Here is an 18,416-nt window from a genome sequence, read left to right on the forward strand (position 1 = left end):
CTAGTTGGGCGACCCGCCGGCCTGGACCCCGCCGGCCGTCGCCGGCAGCCCGCCGGCCATCGCGCCCGGACGGTCCCAGCCGTAGCGGTCGGCGAAGCGCTCCATCCCGGCCGGACCGGGGATCATCGTCAGATAGGTCGAATAGACCGGCACGCCCTTGGGAAGCTGGAGGTGCTGCTCGGGTTCGTTCGAGGTCGCAGCGACGTCGCGGCCGAACAGCCATTGCGCCAGCCGGCGATAATCCTCGACGCGAATGCAGCCGTTGGAGATGTTGCGGTTTTCCTTGCCGAAATGCACCCGCTCCGGGGAATCATGGAGGAAGATGCCTTCGCGATTGGGGAACGGGAATTTCATCTTACCCATCGAATTGGTGCCGCCCGGGCGCTTGCGCAGGATGACTTTTTCCGTACCCGCGGCGACCGCTTTCCAGTCGACCGAAGTCGGCGAGAGAATCTGCGGGTTCTTGCTGAAGTCCGACAGCACCTCATAGTCCTTGCTCTTCATGTAGGCGGCCGGATTCTTGGCGATGTCGGGCGCGAACTTGCGGATGAGATGCGGCGGGACGTGCCAGTACGGATTGGCGATCGCGTAGTGCATGGTGCTGGCGATGATCGGCGTCGGCAGCAGCATCGGCGGCTTGGGATCGCCGACGACGACCTTCATCGAGCCGACCGAGCGGCCGCCTTCCATCATGTGGAGGCGCTGTTCGGCGCTGTTGACGAGGATGTACTTGCCATTGCCGGGCAGGATCCGGGCGCGCTCGAGGTTGAGCTTGACCGCGTCGGACACGCCGCCCGCCGACTGCTCGGTCAAAGCGACATCGCGCAGCGCGGCGTAATAGGGATTGACCGCGGCGACGGTCGCGACGTGCTGGCCGATCGACGGCGCCGCCCCAAGCAAGGTGAGGATACGGTCCGGAGCGCTCGGCTTGAGCACCAGATAGGGATCGCCCCAGATGACGTTGGTCGAGGGCCGCTGGAGGGCCTGGACATAATCGACCCAGGCGGTGCTCAGCGCGCGTTCGGCGGTGTTGCGGGCGACCGCGTCGCCGGACTGGGCGGCGAGGACCATCGCCTCGACCTGGGCGGCATATTGCGGGCCCTGGGGAAGGCCGTCGATCGCCGAGCGGCGCAGGATGGTGAGCAGGTCGGCAATCGCCTGGGCGCCGCCGGCGCCGGAGAACCAGATCGGCGCTTCCTGCCGGCGCTCGTAGAAATAATTGACGGTCACGGCATTGGCCGAGCTCGGCAAGGCGAGGATCGGGGCCGGACGGACCGGAACCGGAGGCGGCGGCGACTGGCGCTTCTTGGCCTCGGCGGGCGCGGAGAACAGCGACAGCGACGCCACCGCGCTCATCAGGATCGCAGAACCGCGCATCATCTCCCCTTCATCCCCGGCTTTGGTCGAACGAGCTTCGCATGTGCCGGAATTAGCGAGCCCCATCAATCCCTTGCCGCGCCCCGCGAGGGGTACGCCAGCCCGACTGACGACCTGCCGTCTAGCCCCGCCAAGCTGAACAACGGTCGAATGAGGCGCTGGCCGGAGCGGTTTGGAGATGGACCGCAAGGGCCGGAAAACGGGCGATTCCTGACCTGTCCAGCGATCTGAGGCGGCACCCCAAATGGTTTGTCGGAATATGTTGCGCTTCGGCAACAACGGTCGAGCAAATGCCCCGGTGCGCGCTTTAGGATGATGCAGTTTCGGTTCGACGCCTTTATGCCTGCTGCCAGAGTTCAAGCTCGGACGATTCAAGCAAGGGAGCAACAAATGCGTAGGATTCTCCTGGGGGCAGCTGCAGTCTCCGCAATGGTGGCCGCTCCGGCCTATGCCCGCGACGGCGCCGGATATATCGGCCTCGAAGGCGGCGTGATGTGGCCGAAGGATAACGACGGCAACGTGTTGGTCGCGTTCGACGGCGATTTCGCCGGCGACGAGGTCGAGCTTTACGAGGATGCTCTCGGCTTCGGCTACGACCAGGGCATGGATATCGATGCGATCGCCGGATACGACTTCGGTTTCGTCCGCGCCGAAGTCGAGCTTGGCTACAAGCGCGCCAAGGCCGACGACGTCGACGTCTCGGCGGTCCTGATCGAGGACCTCAACGACTATAACGACGCCGACCTCACCGCCGCCAACCTCGCCAACGACAGCCGCCTGGACGACAAGATCCGCGTCTACTCGGCGATGTTCAACCTGCTCGGTGACTTCAGCATCGGCGATCGCCTCGCGCTTTACGCGGGCGGCGGCATCGGCCGCGCCCGGGTCAAGGGCTTCAGCGACGACGACAGCGCCTGGGCCTATCAGCTGATCGCCGGTGCGCGCTTCGGCGTCACTGACTGGCTCGACCTGGGTGTCAAGTATCGCTACTTCCAGACCGGCCATGTCAGCCTTCAGGACACCGTCCTGGCTGGCGGCGAATATGGCGATTCGGCCGTGCAGCCGGAATTCACCGAGAAGTTCCGCTCGCACAGCCTGCTGGCGAGCCTGATCTTGAACTTCGGCGCGGTCGAAGCGGCTCCGCCGCCCCCGCCCCCGCCGCCGCCGCCTCCCCCGCCGCCGCCCCCGGCTCCGGCGACCCAGACCTGCCCGGACGGTTCGGTGATCCTGGCGACCGAGGCGTGCCCGCCTCCGCCGCCGCCGCCGCCGCCGCCGCCGGAACCCGAGCGCGGCTAAGCTTTAGGCTGACGGAAAGATTGGGCCGGTCACCTTCGGGTGGCCGGCCTTTCTTTTTGGGTTGAGTGGCAAGGTCGTCTCTCAGAGCGCCGGCGCGAAGTGAATCCGCGCCGTCGATCCGGTTCGCTTCGCGACCGGTCGGCCGCGCTCGACGTCTCTCTCGCTCAGCGGTGTTCGCTTCGCCCACGCGGCTAAGCTCGGCGCCTCGAATGCAAATGAGGGCGCCGGAAGGGGGAACTTCCAGCGCCCTCATCCGCCCCACGCCCGCCCGGTCCAGGGGCGGGCGCTCCCCTATCGCTGCTCGGGCAGATAGCCCTCGTCGGCCAGATCGCTGAACTTGGTGATACGGCTGTCAAACTTCATGCGCACCTTGCCGGTCGCGCCGTGGCGCTGCTTGGCGATGATCACTTCGGCCTGGCCGTAGATCCGCTGCATCTCCTCCTGCCAGGCGGCGAAGTCGGGATGGTCGTCGGCCGGCTGCTTCGAGGCGAGATAATAGTCGCCGCGGTAGATGAACCAGACCATGTCGGCGTCCTGCTCGATCGAGCCGGACTCGCGCAGGTCGGACAGCTGCGGGCGCTTGTCCTCGCGCTGCTCGACCGCGCGGCTGAGCTGAGAGAGGGCCATGACCGGCACGTCGAGCTCCTTGGCGAGCTGCTTCAAACCGCGGCTGATCTCCGAGATCTCCTGCACGCGGTTGTCGGCCGAGCTGCCCTTCCCCGAGCCTTGGAGCAGTTGGAGATAGTCGATAACGATGAAGCCGATGCCCTTCTGGCGCTTGAGGCGGCGGGCGCGGGCGCGCAGCGCGGCGATCGTCAGGCCGGGCGTGTCGTCGATGTACAAGGGCAGGCTCTGGAGCTCGGCGGCGGCTCGGGCGAGGCCGCGGAACTCCTGCTGGCTGATCTTGCCCATGCGCAGGTTCTCGGAGCTGATCCCGCTCTCCTCGGCGAGGATACGCGTGGCGAGCTGGTCGGCCGACATTTCGAGGCTGAAGATGGCGGTCGGGGCGCCGACCGACTTGGCTGGATCGATGCCGTCCTCGACATCGCGCACGAAGCGGCGCGCGGCGGAGAAGGCGATGTTGGTGCCGAGCGCCGACTTGCCCATGCCGGGACGCCCGGCGACGATGATGAGGTCGCTCTTGTGCATCCCGCCGATCTTGCCGTTCAGGGAGTCGAGCCCGGTGGTGATGCCCGACAGATGGCCGCCGCTGTTGAGCGCCTTCTCGGCCATTTCGACGGCGAGCTTGGTCGCCTCGCCGAAGCTCTTGGCCTTGCCCTCGGTGCCGCCCTGTTCGGCGACCCGGTAGAGCTCGACCTCCGCGCGTTCGATCTGCTCGAGCGGAGCAACATCCTCCGACGTGTCGAGCGCGCCCTCGACCATGTCGCGGCCGACCCCGACCAGCGCGCGCAGCAAGGCGAGGTCGTAAATCTGCTGGGCGAAATCGCGCGCGCCGATGACCGCTGCTCCGGAGCCCGTCAGCTGGGCGAGATAAGACGCGCCGCCGACCTCCTTGATCGCCTCGTCCGCCTCGAACATCGGCTTCAGCGTGACCGGGTTGGCGACCATGTTCTTGTCGGTCATGCGCAGGATCGAATCGTAGATCCGTCCGTGCAGCGGCTCGAAGAAATGCTCCGAGCGAAGCTTGAGCTGGACATCCTCGACGAGCCGGTTGTCGATCATCAGCGCGCCCAGCAGGGCGGCCTCGGCCTCGATGTTGCGGGGGAGCGACTGCGGCTCGGCGGGGGTCTCGGCAGCGCCGGCGATTCGAACGATTTCGGCCATGGCCATCGCTTAGCCCTACCCCTCACCCAGACAAGCGAGAACAAAGTAGCACGGCTGTGGATGGATTGTGGAGCGTCTGGCGCGCGCCTTGCGACGGGGCGCCGCAATCGCGCGCCGGAGCCGTCCACAGAAAAACATAACCGACAAATTGAAGCGCGCCGCGGCGGCGGCTAGCCCAATCGCATGAGCATCCTTTCCGACCGCTGGATTCGCGAGGCTGCGCAGAGCGGCGGCATGATCGAGCCGTTCGTCGAGGCGCAGCGGCGCGACGGCGTGATCAGCTACGGTTTGTCGTCCTACGGCTATGACGCGCGAGTGGCCGACGAGTTCAAGATCTTCACCAATGTCGACAATGCCATCGTCGACCCGAAGGATTTCGCGGCCAACAGCTTCGTCGACCGCAAGACCGATATCTGCATTATCCCGCCCAACAGCTTCGCGCTGGCGCGCACGGTGGAATATTTCCGGGTGCCCGAGGACGTGCTGGTGATCTGCCTCGGCAAGTCGACTTATGCGCGGTGCGGAATCATCGTCAACGTCACCCCGCTCGAGCCGGGCTGGGAGGGGCATGTGACGCTGGAGTTCAGCAACACCACGCCGCTTCCAGCGCGGATCTACGCCAACGAGGGCGCGTGCCAATTCCTGTTCCTGAAAGGGAACGAGCGGTGCGAGACCAGCTACAAGGACCGCGCCGGCAAATATATGGGCCAGCGCGGAGTGACCCTGCCGCGCCTGTGACCCCGGCCGACCTCGATGCAGCCGACCCGCTGGCGCACTGCGGGACGCGGTTCTGGCTGCCGGCGGGCAAAATCTATCTCGATGGCAACAGCCTCGGCGCGCTGCCCGCGGCGACGCCGGCGCGGCTGCGGCTGGTGGCCGAGGAACAATGGGGCGCGGACCTCATCGGCAGCTGGAACGCGCACGGCTGGATCGACTGGCCGAAGCGGGTGGCGGCCAAGCTGGCGCCGATCGTCGGGGCCGAGCCGGACGAGCTGATTATCGCCGATTCGACCTCGGTGTGCCTGTTCAAGGCGCTCGGCGCGGCGCTGGCGCTGGAGCCGGAGCGGCGGACGATCGTCGCTCGAACGGCGGAATTCCCGACCGATCTTTATGTCGCCGAGGGGCTCGCCCGGCTGCTGCCCGGAGTGGGGCTGCGAAGCGTGGATGGGCCGCTACACGAGCAGAAACTCGACGGCACGGTGGCGGCGGTGCTCGCCAGCCATGTCGATTATCGCAGCGGCGAGCGCGTCGACCTGGTGCGCCTGAACGAGGCAGCGCACGCCGCGGGAGCGCTCAGCGTGATCGACTTGTCGCACAGCGCCGGGGCAATCGCGGTCGTCCTCAATGGCAGCGGCTGCGACCTGGCGGTGGGCTGCGGCTACAAATTCCTCAACGGCGGGCCGGGGGCGCCGGCGTTCCTTTATGTCGCGCGGCATCTGCAGGAGCGGCTGCGATCGCCGATCCAGGGTTGGATGGGCCATGCCCGGCCGTTCGACTTCGCGGCGGACTATGCCCCTGCCCCTGGCATCGACCGCTTCCTGTCCGGCACGCCGTCGATCCTCGCACTGGCGGCGCTCGAGTGCGGGCTCGACACGTTCGACGGCGTGGCGATCGAAGACGTGGAGGCCAAGGGGCGCAGGCTGGCGGAAGTGTTCATCGCCGAGGTGACAGCGCGGACCGGAATCGATCTTGGCTGGCAGGCCGACCGGGGGCGCCGCGGAAGCCATGTCGTCGTGCCGCACCCGCAAGGCTATGCGGTGATGCAGGCGCTGATCGCACGCGGCGTGATTGGCGACTTCCGGCCGCCCGATTTGATGCGTTTCGGCTTCGCGCCGCTGTACAACAGCTTCGCCGACGTCGTTGCGGCGGCCGAGGCGCTGGGCGAGATCCTCGCCAGCGGCGAATGGAACCAGCCGCGCTTCCTCACCCGGCAGAAGGTGACCTAGGCCAGCTCGGACTGGTTCTTGTCGATCAGCTCGACCCAGTCGGCGAAGGCCGCGGCGAGCTTGCCAACCAGCTCCTTCAACGGTCCGTCAACGAGCAGGCCGTCGGCGCCAAACGCCTCGTCCTTGACCTGGCCGAGATAGGCTTCGGGGTGCTGCATCACCGGCATGTCAAGGAACACGCAGGCCTGGCGGATCTGGTGGTTGGCGCCGAACCCGCCGATCGCGCCGGGCGAGGCGGTGACGATCGCCGCCGGCTTCTTGCTCCACACGCTCTGGCCATAGGGCCGCGAGCCGACGTCGAGCGCGTTCTTGAGCGCACCGGGGATCGAGCGATTATATTCGGGGCTGACGAACAGCACGCCGTCGGCGGCGACGATCTCGCGCCGGAAACGGACCCACGCCTCGGGCGGCTCGCCCTCGAGGTCCTGGTTGAACAGGGCCAGATCGCCGATCTCGACGATTCGGCAATCGAGCCGCTCGCCCCCGAGCGCGCACATTGAGCGGGCGATCTTGCGGTTGATGCTGTCCCTGCGCAGCGAGCCGCAGACGATGGCGATCGAGAAGCGCTTCATGCTGGTCTCCTAACGGCGGCGGCCCTGGTGGCGGATGTTGCCCGGACGGCCGCGGCGCGGGGCGGTGCGCACGCGGTCGCGGCGCTGGCGGTCGGGTCCGGCGAACTTGCCCTCGGGCAGCTCGAACCGCAGCGCGCCCGAGGCGGGATTGGCCTCGGCCAGCTTGAGCTCGAGCTTCTGGCCCATGCGATAGGTTTCGCCGCTCACCTCGCCGACCAGGGTCTGGGCCTTTTCGTCGTAGCGGAAATATTCGTTGCCGAGGATCGCCGCCGGTACCAGCCCGTCGCCGCCGAGATCGAGCACGGTGGCGAAGAAGCCGAACGGCTGGACTCCGGTGATCCGGCAGTTGAGGATCTGCCCGACCCGGTCGGCGAGGAAGGCGGCGACATAGCGGTCGACAGTTTCGCGCTCGGCCTCCATCGCGCGCCGCTCGAGCATCGAGATGTGGACCCCGATCTCCTCGAAGCGGGTGGCGTCCTCGGCCGGGAGTCCGCCCTCGCCCAGCTGGTAGGCGCTGACGAGGGCGCGGTGGACGAGCAGGTCGGCGTAGCGGCGGATGGGCGAGGTGAAGTGGGCGTAGGCGCCCAGCGACAGGCCGAAATGGCCGAGCGTCTCGGGCGAATAGCGCGCCTGCATCTGGGTGCGCAGCAATTGCTCCATGATCTCCGCGCGGCCGTCGTGATCGGGGCCGACGCGCGCGATGATGCGGTTGAAGGTCGCCGGGCGGATGACCTGGCCGAGCGCGAATTCGAGATCGAAGGTGGCGAGATAATCCTTCAATGCGACCAGTTTCTCGCGGCTCGGCGCCTCATGGACGCGGTACATCACCGGCGCCTTCTTGCGCTCGAGCGCCTTGGCGGCGGCGACGTTGGCGGCGATCATGTAATCCTCGACCAGTCGGTGCGCATCGAGCCGCTCGCGCGGCGCGACCGACATGATCCGGCCCTTCTCGTCGAGCACAACGCGGCGCTCGGGCAGGTCGAGCTCGAGTGGCTCGCGCTTTTCCCGCGCGGCAAGGAGGGCGCGCCAGCAGTCCCAGAGGGGCTTGAGCGCACTTTCGACCAAGTGAGGATCGACGAGACCAGCCGTCCCATCCATTGCCGCCTGGGCATTCTCGTAGGCAATGTTTGCCGAGACACAAATCTTGGCACGGGCAAACCGCCAGCTGTTGAGTGCTCCGTCCTTGCCGACGTGGAGGTGGCAGGCGAGCGCGGCGCGGGGCTGGCCTTCCTTCAGCGAGCAGATGTCGCTCGACAATTCGTGCGGCAGCATCGGCACGACCCGGTCGGGGAAATAGACGCTGTTGCCGCGGGCGCGGGCTTCCTTGTCGAGCGAGCTGCCGGGGCGGACGTAGAAGCTTACGTCGGCGATGGCGACGATCGCGTCCCAGCCGTCGCCGTCGTCGCGGGCCCGCGCCCAGATTGCGTCGTCATGGTCGCGCGCGTCCTCGGGGTCGATGGCGACGATCGGCAAATGGGTGAGATCCTCGCGCTCCTCGCCAAGCGGCAGGCCGGCGACTCGCTTGGCTTCGGCGATGGTCTCGTCGCCGAAGGTGTCGCGCAGGCCGTGCTTGTGGATCGCGATCATCGAGAAGCTGCGCGGGGCGAACGGGTCGCCGAGCACGGCGTCGACCCGCGCCGTCACCCGCGGCGGGCGGCCCGACGGTTCGGCGAGGACGAGGTCGCCGGGCTGCGCGTCGCCGAGATCGGAGATGGCGAACTCGCGCCGCTCGCGCTTGTCGACCGGGGTGAGGAAGTGGCGCTCGCCCTCGAGCCGGACCACGCCGAGCACGAGGTCGGCCGAGCGCTGCAGCTTCTTCATGACATGCGCGACATGGCCGCGGCCGCGCTCCTCGGTGCGCGCCAGGATCCGGTCGTTGAGCGCCAGCGCCGAGCGGCGGCCACGCTCGAGTACGCGGATCTTGGGCGCGGGCGTTTCGGCGTGCCACTGCTCGGGGATCGCCCACACCTCGCCGTCGTCGATCGAGGCGACGCGCAGCACGGTCACTTTCGGAACCCCGCCCATCTTGTGGAAGGCCCGGCCGGGGGCGCTGTCGATCAGTCCCTCGTCGGCCATGTCCTTCAAAAGAGCCTTGAGCGCGATCTTGTCGTGGCCGTGGAGCGCGAAGGCGCGCGCGATCTCGCGCTTGCCGGCGGGCTGGTCGCTGGTGGCGATGAAATCGAGGATCTGCTTGCGGGTCGGCAGGCCGGTGGTGGTTTTCTTAGGCAATTCGCTCCTGACCCGCTCATCCTGAGTAGGGACTGAGCGAAGCCGAAGGCCCGTATCGAAGGCCGGTCCTTCGATACGCCGCTTCGGCAGGCTCAGCGGCTACTCAGGATGAGCGGAAAAGTTCAACCCTGTGTGCAAATTATCGAAGCTGGCTGTCCTTCGAGCCGCGGCGGTTGATGGTCGAGTGCTGGACCGCCTGGTCGCGGACCGACTGGCAGGCGATGCAAGTGCGCACGCCGGGCAGCGCGGCGCGGCGCTTGGGCGGGATCGGCTCGCCGCAATCGTCGCATTCCTCCGCGCTTTCCCCCTGAGGGGTGAGCGCTCGGGCGCGCAGTACGGCGTCCTTCACCGTATCGTCGATCTGGTCCTGCACCGCGCCGTCGCGGGTCCATCCACCGGCCATGGGAATGCTCCTTGTGGGCGGAAAGCCGGAGCGCGCCATTCCGTTCCCTGCCCGCTCATACTGAGTAGGGCCGCAGGCCCGTATCGAAGCACGTCCTTCGACACGCCGCTTCGCGGCTACTCAGGATGAGCGGGGTTGGCGTGCGTCACGGCTTGGGCGGCGGCGGCGTGACGTAGGGCTTGAAGGCGCCGCCGGGGACGGCGCTGGCGACCGGGCTTTCGAAGCCGTCGGCGCTGACCGAGGACACGCCGAACACCCAGTCGTCGATGCGGATGCCTTTGAGGACGATTTCACAGGCCGGCGGCTGGCCACCGATACGACCATCGGGGAGTCGAATGCCGATGAGGAGGGAAACGCATTCCTCCTGTCGGCTTTCTCGCTCCCACCTGTTGCTGTCGGTTTTGCGCCATCGGGTCACGAAGGTGACCAACCGACGGGGATTGCTCATCTTCCTGCCCGGGGAGATCGGCGGCGGAGCAAATCCGACCCATTTCACGGTCGTGTCCGTGCTGACCGCGCCCTCGACGCTCGGCTCGGGCGGCGGCGGGGCGCTGGCGATCGCGGCGAGCGCCGCGACGTTCAGGCGGGTGACTTTCGCCAGGTAGGCGAAATCCATCTCGTCGATGGTCTCGCCGTATGTGACGCCGTTCTCGACGCGCAGATCCTGGTGCTGGTGGTCGTAATCCTCGACCGCGACCGAGAAGCGGACGGCGGGATAGCCGGCGTTGAGAAACTCTGTGTGGTCGCCGCCGCGGCCGAAGCGGTCGTTGCGCCAGATTTGTCGCACGTCGAGGCCGATCGCGGGCAGGCGCTCGGCGAGACTGTCGAGGAAGCGCGACAGGTTGCGCGACGGGCTGTCGTTCTCGCCGCCGAGGCTGCGCTGCTGCGCGGCGAGCGCCTCCCTGCCCTGCCAGCGCGGGCCTTCGGAGAAGACGCGGACGGTCTTGGCGTCGCACACGCCGTCGCTGCCGCAGCTGTTGCCGATGATGTCGTTGTTGAGGTTGGCGATGACGTTCCAACCCTGCGCCCGAGCGTAGTCGGCCATGATCTTGCCGCCGTGAAGGCCCTGCTCTTCGCCGGACAGCGCCGCGTAGACGATGGTGCCGGGAAATTTGCGCTTGGAGAGCACGCGCGCCGCCTCGAGCACCGCGGCAGTGCCGCTGGCGTCGTCGTTGGCGCCGGGCGCGTCCTTGGTAAAGTCCATCACGTCCGACACGCGGCTGTCGATGTGGCCGGTGATGATCACCACATCGTTCGGCCGCTCGCTGCCGCGCTGGATGGCGACCGCGTTGCACACCCGCGTTGGGGTGGGAATGCGGCGGCCGGTGACCGTGTCGCAGACCTGGCTGGTCTCGAGACCGAGCTTGCGGAACTCGCCTTCGGTCCAGCGCAGCGCGGCCCCGATCCCGCGCTTGGGGTCGGTCTGCGAGGAGAGGGTGTGGCGGGTGCCGAAGCTCACCAGCTTCTCGACGCTCGCCTTCATCCGCTTGGCGTCGACCGGCCCGCTCCACTCGGTCAGCTTCTGCTCGGGCGTCGCGGCGGCGGCGGGCGCGGCGATCAGGGCCAAAATGAACGGCAGCAACGGTCTACGCATCGCACATCTCCTTGCCGCGCACGACAGCACGCCGCGGCCGCCGCGCCAAGCCCGCGATTGTATTGCTCGACTAATACAGCTACTGGCTCGGCATGCGATTTCGTGTGTCCTGCCTCGCCCTACTCGCCGCCGGTTGCGCGGTGCCGCCGCCGGTCGGCCCAAGCGGAGCGCGCGCGGTCGACGGGGCGATTCACCATTATGTGCGCTCGAACCGCGACGGGACGGAAGCCGAGAATGTCGTCCATTTTCGTCCGCGCCGAGACGAGGTCGCGGTCTATAAATGGGTCGGGAAGTGCACCACCGCGGCCTATGTCACGGCGCAATTCGATCCGGCGACCTGGGAGGCGCGCGGGCTCGACGCCGGCAAGGTCGCGCGCGACGGCAGCCAGACACGCTTCGGGCGCATCGACCTCGACCCGGCGACGCGGACGGTTTCGGCGTGGGTCGACCTGCCGGCGGGGCGAATGGGCGACACCGCGACGCTTCCGGCGGGCATGCCGTGGTTCCTGTTCGACTATGATCTCGGCGACCTCAACGTCTACCTCCAGGAGCGGCGGCCGGCGGCGGATTTCACTTTCGCCTTCGCCTTGGTGTGGCCGGAGAGTGCGGACTTTCTCACCCACATGGCGACCATCCATGCCGCGCACCGCGGGATCGAACAGCGCGGCGGCCGGCCCGCGCGGCGCTTCGACCTCCACTTCGTTGCCGGCCGACCGGGCAGTGGGACACTGTGGACCGATCCCGAGACCGGAACAGTAATCGAGGCCGAGGCGAGCGTTCCAAACCATCCCGGAATGACCGACTTCCGCCTTCGGCTCGAGCGCAGCCAGAGCGGCGGCCGGGCGGCGTGGGACGCCTTGCTGCGCGGCCATTACAGCGCCTGCCCGAAGGCGTGACGCAGCGCCTAGAAATGGCCCAGCCGAGGGTCTAGGGAGCGCGGCGAAACCGCATCCCAGGAGAGTGCCCCGTGCGTAGCATCGCCCATTTCATCAACGGTTCGAGCGTCGATCATGGCGGGCGGACGGGCCAGGTGTGGAACCCGTCGCAGGGCGAGGTGCAGGCCGAGGTGCGACTTGGGACCAGCGAGACGCTGGACCGGGCGATCGACGCGGCGCTGGCGGCGCAGCCGGCGTGGGCGGCGACCAATCCGCAGCGCCGGGCGCGGGTGATGTTCGCGTTCAAGGATTTGGTCGAGCGCAACATGGATGCGCTGGCCGAGATGCTGGCGAGCGAGCACGGCAAGGTCATCGCCGACGCCAAGGGCGACATCCAGCGCGGGCTCGAGGTGATCGAGTTCTGCTGCGGAATTCCCCATGCGCTGAAGGGCGAATATACGATGGGCGCGGGGCCCGGGATCGACGTCTATTCGATGCGCCAGCCGCTTGGGATCGGCGCCGGGATTACCCCGTTCAACTTCCCGGCGATGATCCCGATGTGGATGTTCGGACCGGCGATCGCCTGCGGCAATGCGTTCATCCTCAAGCCGAGCGAGCGCGATCCTAGCGTGCCGGTGCGGCTGGCCGAGCTGATGAAGGAAGCGGGGCTACCCGACGGAATCCTCAACGTCGTCCATGGCGACAAGGAGATGGTCGACGCGATCCTCGACCATCCCGAGATCAAGGGCGTCAGCTTCGTCGGTTCGTCCGACATCGCGCAGTACATCTATTCACGCGGAGTGGCGGCGGGCAAAAGGGTGCAGGCGTTCGGCGGGGCCAAGAACCACGGCATCGTGCTGCCCGACGCCGACCTCGACCAGGTGGTCGGCGACCTGGCCGGGGCGGCGTTCGGATCGGCCGGCGAGCGCTGCATGGCGCTGCCGGTGGTGGTGCCGGTCGGCGACGACACCGCCGACGCGCTGCGCGAAAAGCTCATTCCCGCGATCGAGGCATTGAAGGTCGGCATCTCGACCGACCCCGAGGCGCATTACGGGCCGGTGGTCAACGAAGCGCACAAGGAACGGGTCGAGAATTACATCCAGATGTGCGCCGACGAGGGCGGCGAGCTGGTGGTCGACGGACGCGGCTTCACGCTGCAGGGGCACGAGAAGGGCTTTTTCGTCGGCCCGACCTTCTTCGACCATGTGAAGCCGAGCTTCCGAAGCTACCAGGACGAGATTTTCGGCCCGGTACTGCAGATGGTCCGCGCCGAGACTTTCGAGGAAGCGGTGCGACTGCCGAGCGAGCACCAGTACGGCAATGGCGTGGCGATCTTCACCCGCAACGGCCACGCCGCGCGCGAATTCGCGGCGCGGGTCAATGTCGGCATGGTCGGGGTCAACGTGCCGATCCCGGTGCCGGTCGCCTACCACACCTTCGGCGGGTGGAAGCGCAGCGGGTTCGGCGACACCAACCAGCACGGCATGGAGGGCGTGAAGTTCTGGACCCGGGTCAAGACGGTCACCCAGCGTTGGCCGGACGGCTCGGCGGCGGGAGATCACCGCGAGGCGTTCGTCATCCCGACGATGGCGTGATCGCGCGGCACCGCTCGGCGGCCCATGCGTTACGACGCCATGAAGCTCTATTACGCCCCCGGCGCGTGCAGTCAGGCGCCGCACATCATCCTCCACGAAACCGGCCTCAGCCACGATGCGATCCGGGTCGACCTCAAGGCGAAGCGGACCGAGGACGGCGCCGACTTCGCCGCGATCAACCCCAAGGGGTCGGTGCCGGTGCTCGAGCTCGACAATGGCGAGGTGCTGACCGAGAATGCGGTGATCCTGCAATATCTCGGCGACCGCACCAACCTCGGCGAGTGGCTTCCGCCGCTGGGCGACTTCCGCCGCTACCGCGTGCTCGAGTGGCTGAACTATATCACCACCGAGCTGCACAAGAGCTTCGCGCCCCTGTTCAAGCCGGACGCCGGCGACGAGGTGAAGGCGTTCGCAAAGAAGACCGTCGAGCAGCGCTTCGACTATGTCGAAAAGCAGTTCGCCGGGCCCTATGTGATGGGCGAGGAGGCGACGCTTCCGGACGTCTATCTGTTCGTCATCCTCGGCTGGGCCGAGAAGATGATCGGGCTGGAGAAATGGCCGCGGCTGGCGGAGTTCCGCGCCATGTTCGCGGAGCGGCCGTCGGTCCGCCACGTGCTCCGCTTCGAGGGGTCGCTGAAGGAAGAGACGGCCTCCTAAGCGTCATTGCGAGCGCAGCGAAGCAATCCAGCTTTCGCTGCTGGATTGCCGCGGCCTCCGGCTTCGCCGGAGTCCTCGCAATGACGAAAAGTGGATGCTAGGGCGCCCGCCATGCAGCAATTCGACCTCAGCGACGAGCAGCGCCAGATCCAGGAGATGGCGCAGGCATTCACCGCCGACGCGATCACCCCGCACGCCGCCGAATGGGACGAAAAGCATATCTTTCCGCGCGACACGATCCGCGCCGCGGCCGAGCTCGGCTTCGGCTCGATCTACGTCAGCGAGGAAAGCGGCGGGATCGGGCTCGGCCGGCTGGAAGCGGCGCTCATCATGGAGGCGATGGCCTATGGCTGCCCGTCGACTAGCGCGTTCATCTCCATCCACAACATGGCGGCGTGGATGATCGACCGCTTCGGCGGCGACGAGGTGAAGCAGAAGTATCTCCCCTCGATGGTGACGATGGAGCGGATCGGCAGCTATTGCCTCACCGAGCCGTCGAGCGGGTCTGACGCGGCGGCGCTCAAGACGCGCGCGGTCAAGGACGGCGACGACTATATCGTCTCCGGCTCCAAGGCGTTCATCTCGGGCGGCGGCGAGAACGACATCTACGTGACGATGGTCCGCACCGGCGAGGACGGGCCCAAGGGCATTTCCTGCCTGGTGATCGAGAAGGACATGACGGGCGTCAGCTTCGGCGCCCAGGAGAAGAAGCTCGGCTGGCATTCGCAGCCGACTGCGCAGGTCAATTTCGACGAAGTGCGAGTGCCCGCCGCCAACCGCGTCGGCGCCGAGGGCGAAGGCTTCCGGATCGCGATGATGGGGCTGGACGGCGGGCGGCTCAACATCGGCGCCTGCTCGTTGGGCGGGGCTCAGCGCTGCCTCGACGAGGCGATCGCCTACACCAAGGATAGAAAGCAGTTCGGCAAGGCGATCGCCGACTTCCAGAACACCCAGTTCACGCTGGCCGACATGGAAACCGACCTGCAGGCGGCGCGCTACCTGCTCTATGTCGCCGCCGCCAAGGTCAGCGCTAACGCCCCTGACAAGACCAAGTTCGCGGCGATGGCCAAGCGGCTGGCGACCGATAACGGCTCGTCGATCGTCGACCGCGCGCTGCAGCTCCACGGCGGCTACGGCTACCTGCAGGATTATCCGATCGAGCGCTTCTGGCGCGACCTCCGGGTGCACTCGATCCTCGAGGGCACCAACCAGGTGATGCGGATGATCGTCGGGCGGGAGCTGACCCGCCAGTGACCAAGCCGACCCTTCCCTTCGATCCGTTCGCGCTGGCGCGGGCGGCGGGCGAGACTGCGCTCGGGCTCGCCTCGCGGCCACAGGATTTGCTCGCGGTCCAGATGGAAGCGGCGAAACAATGGGGCGATTTCTGGACCGGCGCGCTGACCGGCAAGGCCGGAGAGGCGCCGCGCGACCGCCGCTTCATGGCCGCCGAGTGGCAGGACGATGCTTTTTATCGCTCGATCCGCGACTCCTACCTGCTCGCCTCGAAGCAGTTGCGCGAACTGGTCGCGCTTGGTGACGGCGATGACAGCAGCAAGGCGACCGCGCGCTTCCTGGTCGACCAATATCTCAATGCGGTGAGCCCGGCCAATTTCGCGCTGACCAACCCCGATGTGGTGAGGCGCATCAAGGAGACCAACGGCGCCAATCTGGTGCAGGGCTTCGCCAACTTCCTCGAGGATGTCGCAAGCGGCAAGGGCATCGTCCAGCGGCGCAGCGACGACGGCGCGTTCGTCAAGGGCCGCAACATCGCCGCGACGCCGGGCGCGGTGGTTTTCCAGAACGCGCTGTTCCAGCTGATCCAGTACACGCCGACCACGGCCAAGGTCGCGGCCGAGCCGCTGCTCTACGTGCCGCCGCTGGTCAACCGCTACTACATGATTGACCTGGAGCCGCGGCAGAGCTTCGTCAAATGGCTGGTCGACGAGGGGCGGACGGTGTTCGTCGTGTCGTGGGTTAACCCGGGGCCGGAGCACAAGGACAAGGACGTCGCGGCCTATGTCACCGAGGGCGTGGTCGTCGCCATCGAGCAGGCGGCGAAGCGCGCGGGCACCGCGCCCGACCTGTTCAGCTTCTGCCTCGGCGGGACGCTGGTCGCGATCGCGCTCGCCTGGCTTGCCGCCGAGGGGCGCGGCGAGGAGGTCAACAGCGCGACCCTGATCGGCAGCCTGGTCGATTTTTCGGACATGCGCGACTGGTCGGCGTTCGTGCACGAGGGCCATCTCGCGGCGCTCGAGGACCATCTCGAGGCGCAGGGCTTCATCGACAGCCTCGAGCTTCAGCGGCTGTTCGCAGCGATGCGCGCCAACGACCTCATCTGGTCGAGCGTGGTGAACCATTATCTGCTCGACAAGGACGCGCCGCCGAGCGACCTGCTGACCTGGTTCGAGGACGGCGCACGGATCCCGGCGGCGTTCCTCAAGAGCTACAATCGCGATCTCTTGAAGGACAATCGGCTGAAGGACCCGGCCGGGTTCGCAGTGGCCGGAACGGCGATCGATCTCGCCGCCATCGAATGGCCGATGATGGTCGTCGCGCTGAAGGACGATCACGTCTCGGCGTGGGAGGCGGTCTATCGCGGCGCGCGCGACCTGGGCGCCGACTTCGTGCTCGGCGGATCGGGGCACAATGCCGGGGTGATCAATCCGCCCAGCCGCAACAAGCATGGCTATTGGACCGGCCGGACGATGCCCGAGCGGGCCGAGGAGTGGTTGGCCAAGGCGACCCGTCACGAGGGCAGCTGGTGGCCGCATTGGGTCAAGTGGCTGAATTCCAAAGGCAGCGGGAAGTCGGTCGCGGCGCGCGCGATCGACGACGGCATCGAGCCTGCTCCGGGCAGCTATGCGATGATGCCATGAGCGACGCCGAGGTGGCGACACGCGACGTGATCGCGGTCAAGGAGGGGCTGGCCGGCCGGCTTCGGCTCAACCGGCCGCGGGCGCTGCACAGCCTCAACCGCCAGATGGTGCGCGACATGGCCACCGCGCTGCACGAGTGGCGCGACGACCCCGATGTCAGGATCATCCTGATCGATCATTCGGAGGGCCGGGGCTTTTGCGCCGGGGGCGACGTGGTGACGATCGCGCAGGACGTCGACGGCCATGAAAGCGCGGCGCGTGCGTTCTTTTTCGACGAATATCGCCTCAACCATCTCGAATATACCTACCCCAAGCCCGGAGTCGCCTTCATGGACGGGGTGACCATGGGCGGCGGCGTCGGCATTGCCTGCCCGTGCCGATACCGGGTCGCGACCGAGCGCACCGTGCTGGCGATGCCCGAGACGACCATCGGCATTTTCCCGGACGTTGGCGGCGGACGCTACCTTAGCCGGCTGCGCGGGCGGATGGCGCAGTTCCTCGCGCTGACCGGGGCGCGGTTGGACGGTGCCGAATGCCTCAAGCTGAGGCTCGCCACGCATTATGTCCCGTCCGACCGGCTGGACGAGGCCAAGGAGCGGATCATGGCCCAGCCGTTCCGCGTCGCCGCGATCCTCGATGAGCTGTCCGCGGAGCCGCCGCGGGCGCGGATTGCCGACAATCTCGAGCGGATCGACCGCTATTTCGCTGCCGACCGGCTGGAAGACATCATTGCCGCGCTCGACGCGGGCGCCGCGGCGGGCGACGAGTGGGCCGCCAAAGAAGCGGAAACGATCCGCGCCAAGTCGCCGATGGCGTGCAAGGTCAGTTTGAAGCTGCTCCAGGAGAGCCCGTACCAGCTGCACTTCGTCGACGAGATGCGGATGGAATATGGGATCATGGTGCGGATGATCCGCCACCCCGACTTCAAGGAGGGCGTTCGGGCGCTGCTGATCGACAAGGACAATAGGCCCAATTGGTCACCGGCGCGGCCCGAGGCGATTGGGGAGCGCGATGTTCAGGCGTTCTTCGAGCCGCTTCCTCCCGAGGAGGAATGGCGGCCCTTCGATTTTTGACGCGTGATAAAGGGCTCACTCAAAAAACTAATGCTTCTGGCTTTCGCTGTTTATTGCTTCTTGTGGGTTTGGCTCGCGATCATTGCGTTGTTTCTCGGACCCTCGGAATCGAGATTCTGGATAATATTAGTCATGGCC

Annotated in this window: 15 protein-coding genes; 9 read left to right on the forward strand and 6 right to left on the reverse strand. The window is 67.1% G+C overall.

Features of this window, described 5'->3' with window-relative positions:
* A complete protein-coding gene (locus tag D0Z60_RS07365) occupies nucleotides 1-1,377 on the reverse strand; it encodes a L,D-transpeptidase family protein (RefSeq protein WP_162888139.1) in 1,377 nt (458 codons plus the stop codon).
* A 390-nt stretch (nucleotides 1,378-1,767) separates the two neighbouring features.
* Between D0Z60_RS07365 and D0Z60_RS07370 the strand changes: the two genes are divergently transcribed.
* Nucleotides 1,768-2,673: an outer membrane protein gene (locus D0Z60_RS07370; RefSeq protein WP_162888140.1), complete on the forward strand. Its 906-nt coding sequence runs from the start codon at nucleotides 1,768-1,770 to the stop codon at nucleotides 2,671-2,673.
* 291 nt (nucleotides 2,674-2,964) lie between these two features.
* On the opposite strand, the gene D0Z60_RS07375 is transcribed toward D0Z60_RS07370, so the two are convergent.
* Nucleotides 2,965-4,458: a replicative DNA helicase gene (locus tag D0Z60_RS07375; protein ID WP_118858487.1), complete on the reverse strand. Its 1,494-nt coding sequence runs from the start codon at nucleotides 4,456-4,458 to the stop codon at nucleotides 2,965-2,967.
* A 183-nt stretch (nucleotides 4,459-4,641) separates the two neighbouring features.
* Here D0Z60_RS07375 and dcd point away from each other — a divergent pair, with 183 nt between their 5' ends.
* Nucleotides 4,642-5,196, forward strand: coding sequence for a dCTP deaminase (dcd, locus tag D0Z60_RS07380; RefSeq protein WP_118857646.1), 555 nt, complete (start codon nucleotides 4,642-4,644; stop codon nucleotides 5,194-5,196).
* Entirely contained in the window at nucleotides 5,193-6,404 is a 1,212-nt protein-coding gene (locus D0Z60_RS07385; RefSeq protein WP_118857647.1) for a kynureninase, read from the forward strand. The genes dcd and D0Z60_RS07385 overlap by 4 nt, the downstream gene beginning before the upstream one ends.
* On the opposite strand, the gene D0Z60_RS07390 is transcribed toward D0Z60_RS07385, so the two are convergent.
* The 4 genes from D0Z60_RS07390 to D0Z60_RS07405 form a co-directional block, all read right to left on the reverse strand.
* Nucleotides 6,401-6,976, reverse strand: coding sequence for an NADPH-dependent FMN reductase (locus D0Z60_RS07390; protein WP_118857648.1), 576 nt, complete (start codon nucleotides 6,974-6,976; stop codon nucleotides 6,401-6,403). The genes D0Z60_RS07385 and D0Z60_RS07390 overlap by 4 nt on opposite strands.
* 9 nt (nucleotides 6,977-6,985) lie before the next feature.
* Nucleotides 6,986-9,205 (reverse strand): ribonuclease R, encoded by a 2,220-nt coding sequence (gene rnr / locus D0Z60_RS07395; protein WP_118857649.1) that lies wholly within the window; start codon nucleotides 9,203-9,205, stop codon nucleotides 6,986-6,988.
* A gap of 139 nt (nucleotides 9,206-9,344) precedes the next feature.
* A complete protein-coding gene (locus tag D0Z60_RS07400; protein WP_118857650.1) occupies nucleotides 9,345-9,608 on the reverse strand; it encodes a DksA/TraR family C4-type zinc finger protein in 264 nt (87 codons plus the stop codon).
* 145 nt (nucleotides 9,609-9,753) lie between these two features.
* Nucleotides 9,754-11,202 carry a M20/M25/M40 family metallo-hydrolase gene (locus tag D0Z60_RS07405; protein ID WP_118857651.1) on the reverse strand — a complete coding sequence of 483 codons (1,449 nt, stop codon included), beginning with the start codon at nucleotides 11,200-11,202 and terminating at the stop codon, nucleotides 9,754-9,756.
* A gap of 92 nt (nucleotides 11,203-11,294) precedes the next feature.
* Between D0Z60_RS07405 and D0Z60_RS07410 the strand changes: the two genes are divergently transcribed.
* The 6 genes from D0Z60_RS07410 (at nucleotide 11,295) to D0Z60_RS07435 (ending at nucleotide 18,278) form a co-directional block, all read left to right on the forward strand.
* Nucleotides 11,295-12,098 carry a hypothetical protein gene (locus tag D0Z60_RS07410; RefSeq protein WP_118857652.1) on the forward strand — a complete coding sequence of 268 codons (804 nt, stop codon included), beginning with the start codon at nucleotides 11,295-11,297 and terminating at the stop codon, nucleotides 12,096-12,098.
* A 71-nt stretch (nucleotides 12,099-12,169) separates the two neighbouring features.
* Nucleotides 12,170-13,672, forward strand: a complete 1,503-nt coding sequence (locus tag D0Z60_RS07415) for a CoA-acylating methylmalonate-semialdehyde dehydrogenase (protein ID WP_118857653.1) — start codon at nucleotides 12,170-12,172, stop codon at nucleotides 13,670-13,672.
* Between the two features lie 24 nt (nucleotides 13,673-13,696).
* Nucleotides 13,697-14,329, forward strand: coding sequence for a glutathione transferase GstA (gene gstA / locus D0Z60_RS07420; RefSeq protein ID WP_205421044.1), 633 nt, complete (start codon nucleotides 13,697-13,699; stop codon nucleotides 14,327-14,329).
* A 111-nt stretch (nucleotides 14,330-14,440) separates the two neighbouring features.
* Nucleotides 14,441-15,583, forward strand: a complete 1,143-nt coding sequence (locus tag D0Z60_RS07425; RefSeq protein WP_118857654.1) for an acyl-CoA dehydrogenase family protein — start codon at nucleotides 14,441-14,443, stop codon at nucleotides 15,581-15,583.
* On the forward strand, nucleotides 15,580-17,205 hold the full coding sequence (locus D0Z60_RS07430) for a PHA/PHB synthase family protein (protein WP_118857655.1): 1,626 nt from the start codon (nucleotides 15,580-15,582) through the stop codon (nucleotides 17,203-17,205). Before D0Z60_RS07425 ends, D0Z60_RS07430 begins: the two co-directional genes overlap by 4 nt.
* Entirely contained in the window at nucleotides 17,202-18,278 is a 1,077-nt protein-coding gene (locus tag D0Z60_RS07435) for an enoyl-CoA hydratase/isomerase family protein (protein ID WP_118857656.1), read from the forward strand. The genes D0Z60_RS07430 and D0Z60_RS07435 overlap by 4 nt, the downstream gene beginning before the upstream one ends.
* The last annotated feature ends 138 nt before the right edge of the window (nucleotides 18,279-18,416 follow it).

This window comes from Sphingomonas mesophila, from assembly GCF_003499275.1.
Lineage (GTDB): Bacteria > Pseudomonadota > Alphaproteobacteria > Sphingomonadales > Sphingomonadaceae > Sphingomicrobium > Sphingomicrobium mesophilum.

Coding starts and splice junctions, on each gene's coding strand:
- D0Z60_RS07365 (WP_162888139.1), bottom strand. CDS start 1,377: ATGCGCGGTTCTGCGATCCTGATGAGCGCGGTGGCGTCGCTGTCGCTG.
- D0Z60_RS07370 (WP_162888140.1), top strand. CDS start 1,768: ATGCGTAGGATTCTCCTGGGGGCAGCTGCAGTCTCCGCAATGGTGGCC.
- D0Z60_RS07375 (WP_118858487.1), bottom strand. CDS start 4,458: ATGGCCGAAATCGTTCGAATCGCCGGCGCTGCCGAGACCCCCGCCGAG.
- dcd (WP_118857646.1), top strand. CDS start 4,642: ATGAGCATCCTTTCCGACCGCTGGATTCGCGAGGCTGCGCAGAGCGGC.
- D0Z60_RS07390 (WP_118857648.1), bottom strand. CDS start 6,976: ATGAAGCGCTTCTCGATCGCCATCGTCTGCGGCTCGCTGCGCAGGGAC.
- D0Z60_RS07400 (WP_118857650.1), bottom strand. CDS start 9,608: ATGGCCGGTGGATGGACCCGCGACGGCGCGGTGCAGGACCAGATCGAC.
- D0Z60_RS07405 (WP_118857651.1), bottom strand. CDS start 11,202: ATGCGTAGACCGTTGCTGCCGTTCATTTTGGCCCTGATCGCCGCGCCC.
- D0Z60_RS07410 (WP_118857652.1), top strand. CDS start 11,295: ATGCGATTTCGTGTGTCCTGCCTCGCCCTACTCGCCGCCGGTTGCGCG.
- gstA (WP_205421044.1), top strand. CDS start 13,697: ATGCGTTACGACGCCATGAAGCTCTATTACGCCCCCGGCGCGTGCAGT.
- D0Z60_RS07425 (WP_118857654.1), top strand. CDS start 14,441: ATGCAGCAATTCGACCTCAGCGACGAGCAGCGCCAGATCCAGGAGATG.
- D0Z60_RS07435 (WP_118857656.1), top strand. CDS start 17,202: ATGAGCGACGCCGAGGTGGCGACACGCGACGTGATCGCGGTCAAGGAG.